The sequence below is a fragment of the Cellvibrio sp. OA-2007 genome, assembly GCF_000953825.1.
Taxonomy (GTDB): domain Bacteria; phylum Pseudomonadota; class Gammaproteobacteria; order Pseudomonadales; family Cellvibrionaceae; genus Cellvibrio.
The window spans coordinates 253,730-260,218 of the sequence record NZ_BBUL01000095.1; the positions used below are offsets into that span (position 1 = coordinate 253,730).

Consider the following 6,489-nt stretch of genomic DNA (forward strand, 5'->3'; position numbering starts at 1 on the left):
TTTTGGGGAGTATAAACAGCAAAAGTGCCTGACAGTGTTATATCCCTGTTAAATCTCTATTCGTCAGATTGCGGAAGCTCTTGCTGTTCTTGCTGCTGATTAATCGGCAGTTCTATACGCACGCAACATCCAGGGTTATATCTATCGCCAACCCGTTTGGGGTTTGCATGAATGCTAACTTTTCCTCCGTGAGCCATAATCATGCCCTGACAAATCGTCAAGCCAAGACCACTGCCTGATTTGCGCCGATCGCCTTTTTCAGCTGTATGAAAACGCTCGAATACCTTTTCCCGCTCGGCCTCAGGAATGCCGGTACCTTTGTCGAAGATATTAATAACCACGCTGTCATTTTCTTTTTTGCACTCAATGTCGATACTGGCATTTTTCGGCGAAAATTTGATGGCATTGTCTACCACATTAAAAATAGCTTGCTCCAACAATGCAGCGTGCACATAAAGTGAGGGCAAATTTGAATCAATATCTTCCGTTAACTTATGATGCAGAAGCAGGGGTTTCAAACGCTTTTTTACTACACTCATAATTTCTTCCAAGCTGACCCAGTCGCACTCAAGTTGCAACTGGCCAAATCCGAGCTTGGTCATATCTAACAAATTTTGGGTGTATCGATTCAGGCGCTCAGCTTCTTCGAGAACAGTGCTCAACAATTCTCGCGTCTGCTGTTTATCGAGGTGCTCCCCCAGTTCAATTACGGTTGAGGTTGCACCTATCATGGTTGTCAGGGGGGTACGGAAATCATGCGAGACTGAAGAAAGCAGGGCGGAGCGGAGCAATTCATTTTCTTTGGCGATTTTTTCTTTCTCTAGCTCTGCCGCCAAACGTGTACGTTCTAACGAAATATTCACCTGATGTAAGAGCAGCAGAAAAATATCTTCCGGCAGGTCTTGAATATTCTCCGTTACAATACGGAGCAAGCCGATTACCTGTTTGGAGTTGTAGAGAAAATAGACATTGTGCTCTTCCTCTAACTGTGGAATTTTTGTAATAACTTCCGGTGTTAAGCGAAGCTCTAGCAATTCTTCCAAATAGGTTTTGCGCAAATTACTTAGGCGGCGAATCATAGGGTGAGTGGCCCAATTGTCGCCATGGGTAATTAATACACAGTTCTCATGCCAGGGGGTAAGTGCATCGCGCATTGCGGCGATAACATCTTCAGTGTTGATTGCCTTGGGTAATCGCTCTAGCAACTCCAATTCAATATCTGTCATAAATTCACGCATACGAATTTTTTGTATGTTGCGTTTATGTTTGGTGGCCATATAGCCAACCAATATTGATGTCAGCAAAAATAATAAAACTGTAAGTAGATCTTCGTCGCTATGAATCATGATTGATCCATAGGGTTCTGCAAAAAAGAAACTAAACGCAAAAAAACTGGAGAGCGCGTTAATAATCGCAAGCTCTACTGTCACATTAATTGCAATAAAAACAACCATTACAATGTACAGTAAAGGTACGTTGGCTTTGGGCAAGTAATCAGTAATCAAAAAGGCGAGTGGTGTTAGCAGCCAGGGAAATAAAATTCCGAACGGGTAGGCAAACTTGCGTAAGATTACTTCAGCGTTCATTAGGCGCGCCAAAATGCAGGAGAGAACAACACAAGAATAGTTAAAAACTCCAAGCGTCCTAATAACATACCAACCGAGAGTGTCCATTTTGCTGTGTCATCAAGGCTGGAAAAGTTCCCTGCTGGCCCGATGACCGGCCCCAAGCCAGGGCCGACATTCATCAACGCCGTTGCAGCACCGGTAAAGCTGGTAATTAAATCCAACCCCGTTAATGCCAGAATGACCGCAATAACAACCAAACACGCCGTCATTAAAAACATATAAGAGATGGATGACGCAATGATCTCGGAACTAATCAGGCGATTGTTATAGCGTCGGCTAATTATTGCCCGCGGGTGAATTGCGGTCATGATTTGTTCTTTTACCAGCCCGCCAAATATTTGTAAGCGAAAAACTTTTATGCCACCGGTTGTGGAGCCGGAACAGCCCCCAACAAAGGTGGCAAAGAAAAAGATGATCAACGCGAGTGAACCCCACAATTGATAATCACCTGAGGCAAATCCCGCAGTAGTAACAATTGAAACAAGATTAAAGCAGGCCAGAGTCAATGCTCTAAAGGGGTCCATCTGGCCGCTGAAAATTAGGTGCGCCGTTAGTGCAAACGTGGCTATACCAACAACCCACAAAAGACCGCGCACTTGAGTATCTTTGAACACAACGAAGCGTTTGCTGATCAATAGGCGTACAAATAGCACAAAAGGAAAAGCACCGGCGAGCATGAATACAATTGCAATCCAGTGTATTAACAAACTGTCAAACTGGGCAAACGAGCTGTCGGATGTAGAGAAACCGCCGGTTGAAACGGTTGTCATTGCATGGTTGATCGCATTAAAGAAATCCATTCCGGCGAGCCAATAACACAGACAGCAGATAAGTGAGAGTGCGATATAGCAATAAATAATCATCGCCATCAAGCTCTGTGCGCGTGGCATTGCTTTATCGGACCAGTCGGATGACTCAGTTTTAAACAGGCGCATACCGCCCACACGCAAAAATGGCAGAATCGCAATCGCCATTCCGATAATCCCGACACCGCCGATCCAATTCAGGATTGAACGCCAGAGCAAAATGTCTTTTGGTAGAGCATCCAGTCCCGCCATAACCGAAGATCCAGTCGTGGTAACACCTGAAACAGCTTCAAACACAGCGTCGGCGAGCGAAAGAGGGTGGTCGATCAGCAGAAACGGCAGTGCGCTAAATAGAGATACCCCAGTCCAGGCGCTTGTAGTGATTAAAAATACCTGTCTTGGCTGCATAAAGTCCAGGCGAGCTTTTTTGCCCATCAACAAAAAGCCTATGCCGCTCAGGCTGGTAATGGTGGCAGAAGAAAAAAAAGCGAGTTGGTTATCACTGTTGTACGTAATGGAAAGCGCCAATGGCACCAACATAAATAAAGCGAGGATATTCAGGATTGCGCCCAAAATCAGCAGCGTAGGCCCTAATAGTTTCATAGTACTCAACTTATGCGAAAGAGGCGTCAAAAAAAGATTTGCCCGCATTCTAAACGCTACGCTAGCAGGAGCCTATGGGTGATTGGTATATATTTCGTAAAACCCATAAAGACGCCCCGAAGGGCGCCGCTAAAGTGCCACATCAATAGGGTTGAGTGATATCGGCATAAACAAGGGTTACATAGAGGTTTACTATGTGGGGGGATTGCTGCATAAAAACGGTCAAGTCAGTCTCTATACCCACAACACTTGTCTGCGCTCTACGCTCACTCATATAACGTTTTGCTGCACTCTCAAGTATTTCGCGAAAAACAACAGGCTTCTGAAAACGCACTTGCGGATTGTTAATACAGAATTGAGTATAAGCGTAGAGAGCTTCTACCACCGCACTTTTATAATAAGCGGGGTAAAGCTGATGAGTTAACTGATCGACAAGATGCGCAAAACTTTCCTCGCCTGGGGTCATAGAATGACGAATAGTTTTGCAATCCAAATGGAAACTTCCCCCGGTGGTATTGCCAAACACCAGCGACTGGGCAAACATCAAGCTGTGCCAAATGTCTTTGAGAAAGTTTGCGTCAAAATGTGTGATCAATCCACGCGCAGTACGCCACTCCAGCCAGTCGGTATCCATCGCATCGGACAGAACCGGATTTTCATCTTCCGGATTTTCATTGTGGTGAATTTTATAGGGTGTAACATGATTAATTCCCTGCGAGAAAACCTTTTTGCGCGAGGTCAAAATCGAACGAATTTTTTTGTATAGTTTGGCAGGAGATTGCAGGCCCAACCATTCCAACATACTCACATCTTCTGCATCACCTTTATCCATGGCACACAACAGCATAAAGTTACGCAACTGCACTGAATGCAAACCATCAAATAAACCTGGTTCAGCACGAATTAACGAGCCGATTGCTGAAATTAACTCCTGCACCAATGTGCGCTCAAGTAAATCGGGGAAAAGCTGCCGCACACTTTCAAAATAGGTAATGTTTGAGAATGACTGATCAACTTTAATTTCGGTGTGATTGTTATCACCAACGGTGATAGTTAAGTTGCGTGCGGCAAGTAAGGTCAGGCTGTCAGCAAGATCCGTTAAGGTATAATTTAATTGCGAAAAGCAAAAGCGCGATAACAGCCAATAATTTACTTTTTGCGAGCGCAAGAAAAAATCATGAATTAAATCTTTAACCGTAATTTCCGCTCCATTAATGCCAATATTGTCTGAGAGCTTGCGCCCTTTAACATAGAGAGAAAATTTTCGGTATGTGATGATATCGCTTTCAGTATAAAAATGTTCCAGCATAGCGGCGGCGACTGGCTCCAGCTGTGCTGGTTGCAGTGCATCATCATCGGAGGCAACAGAAAGCATCTGCTGGCTCATAGACGGAATATGAAAGTAGGGTATAGATAGGCTATTTACCCGTGATGCTCTGTAGGCAAGATTGGCGGACGCATAACCTACATATTCTTGTTCTGTGCGCAACTGATAAGCGCGCAGTGCGGCAAACAACAACTCTGCGTTGGGTACCTTATATAGTCGATGATCCATCATTAACGTGAACACAGCGACTTCCGAACTAAGCCAGTTTTTATAAATGAATTGAATTTCTTGCGTTAAACTTTCAATAACCCACTGCGCATCATACCGGCGATAATCTTCGCGCTCACTCTGCAGCCACGACAAACTTAAATACACCTTGTTGTTGATTTCATAAGTCTGCGATGTCGCCAGACTTTGCACGCGGCGGCGCGGGCGCCCTGTTAAGCCTAAAGATTTATTTTCACCAACATGAGCGTATGTTTCCATCAAGCTAGAAGCTGATATCACACCCATAGGTTTAATATCTTGCAAACTTTCAGCGATCACACCATGTTTGGCTAAATGCTGTTTAATGGCGTCATTTTCTGCCAATACCACGAGTGCGATATTTGATTTTATAAAGCGGGTAGAGCGACGACGCATTTTTAATGGATCTAGGTCGTCCGTTCTCACTAACCCTTCATCCAGCATTAATCCTGTTAAATATAAACTCTGCGCCCAGACCAAGGGCACGTTTTCATTCGGTACGCGAGCTTGAGAGCGAGGGTTTTTCTTTTCCGCTTCCACATTTTCTAGCGGCAAATAATACAGCTCTGGCAGTAAACCTATGCCATCTACATGTACCATCAGCGATTCCAGTTTTTTGCGGTAATGTTTTGCAGTGGCTTCGCTGCCATCAAATAATGCTGTGATATAGAGATAGGTAAAAAATAACGGCCACTCCGACTCCACATTTTCAAAATTACCTAACTCATCATGCTCGTAATAAATACGTGAACTTTCCTCTAGAACGGTTTGGTGGCCATCCCATAAAAAACGTTTACAGCCATAATTTCCGCCGAGCTTGGTCAGCACTGAGTCGCGAGTTTGCGTTGCTAGAGTTTCTTTACCTACTGCAAACGCGGGAAAACCAATAATACTTAGCAGTGCGCTATCTGTTTCTTTGGAGAGGGACTCGCGTGGCAGGAGCGAGGCGAGGGTGGTTCTTGCGAGAGAAATTGCATCGGCAATTACATGTATTACCGCCCTTTTATCACCATGCTTGCCAAATAGATTGAAACCATCCAAGGCTTGCAGCGCAGCCTTGGCCATACCCACTGAGCTGGCATTAATTTCAGTTTTACCGTTGTTAACCTTATTTCCGCGTTCCCAGATACCATAATCAGGTGTCCGGTAGGCACTGGCAATGTAATAAACCAGGTTTTGGACAAAATCGACTTCATCATGAGTACAAACAATGCGCAAACCAGATGCGCTCATTTGAGCCAACATCAACAGAAATACTGAGGTGGCGTCTATTTGGAGGTGCCCCCATGCATCATCAGCCACCACCGGCAAACCGGTAGCCGTATCATATTTGGCGTGCAGAGCATCGCCATTTTTCAGTGAGTGCTTAAACTTTTCCACCTTATGCGCCTGACGCATCATGGACTGCAAGAGACCACGCATCAATTTAATGGTGGCCTGTTTTAATTGATCGCTCTTGTGATCTTCACCTTGATGCTCAAGTGCCATGCCCAGGGTCCATACGCATACGATGGAATAGACGTTATCGCGTACCCATGCATCGGTGTAATCACCGTGATTGTTAATCGCTGTGCTGGCAGGAAGCAGACCGGTAACCGGGTGCTGTTTGCTGAGGATGACTGTTTCGACTTCAGCGTATAAACGCTCTAACAGTTGTTTGTGCTTCATAGAGCAATTGCCACCAATAGAATTGAACCATTAGTTTGTTTAAAAAACAGAAGAGGAAATTATGAACTGAGGTAAGCCATTGATAATTATAGAATATACAATTTAACATAATATACATTATGCGCAATTAGCGTTTTTACCAAAAAACCCAGTTATCAAATCCTTTCAAACAAACACCAAAAATCCAAAAGTTAATTTATTAAGTTTAAAT

General features: G+C 44.3%; 3 protein-coding genes. All 3 read right to left on the reverse strand.

Features of this window, described 5'->3' with window-relative positions:
• Positions 1–56 precede the first annotated feature (56 nt).
• The 3 genes from AWU77_RS16805 to AWU77_RS16815 all read right to left on the reverse strand — a co-directional run bounded on the left by AWU77_RS16805 (position 57) and on the right by AWU77_RS16815 (position 6,278).
• Entirely contained in the window at positions 57–1,586 is a 1,530-nt protein-coding gene (locus tag AWU77_RS16805; RefSeq protein WP_062065907.1) for an ATP-binding protein, read from the reverse strand.
• Positions 1,586–3,037, reverse strand: coding sequence for a TrkH family potassium uptake protein (locus AWU77_RS16810; protein ID WP_062065910.1), 1,452 nt, complete (start codon positions 3,035–3,037; stop codon positions 1,586–1,588). The genes AWU77_RS16805 and AWU77_RS16810 overlap by 1 nt, the downstream gene beginning before the upstream one ends.
• Before the next feature lie 142 nt (positions 3,038–3,179).
• Positions 3,180–6,278, reverse strand: a complete 3,099-nt coding sequence (locus AWU77_RS16815) for a glycoside hydrolase family 15 protein (RefSeq protein ID WP_062065913.1) — start codon at positions 6,276–6,278, stop codon at positions 3,180–3,182.
• Between the last annotated feature and the right edge of the window lie 211 nt (positions 6,279–6,489).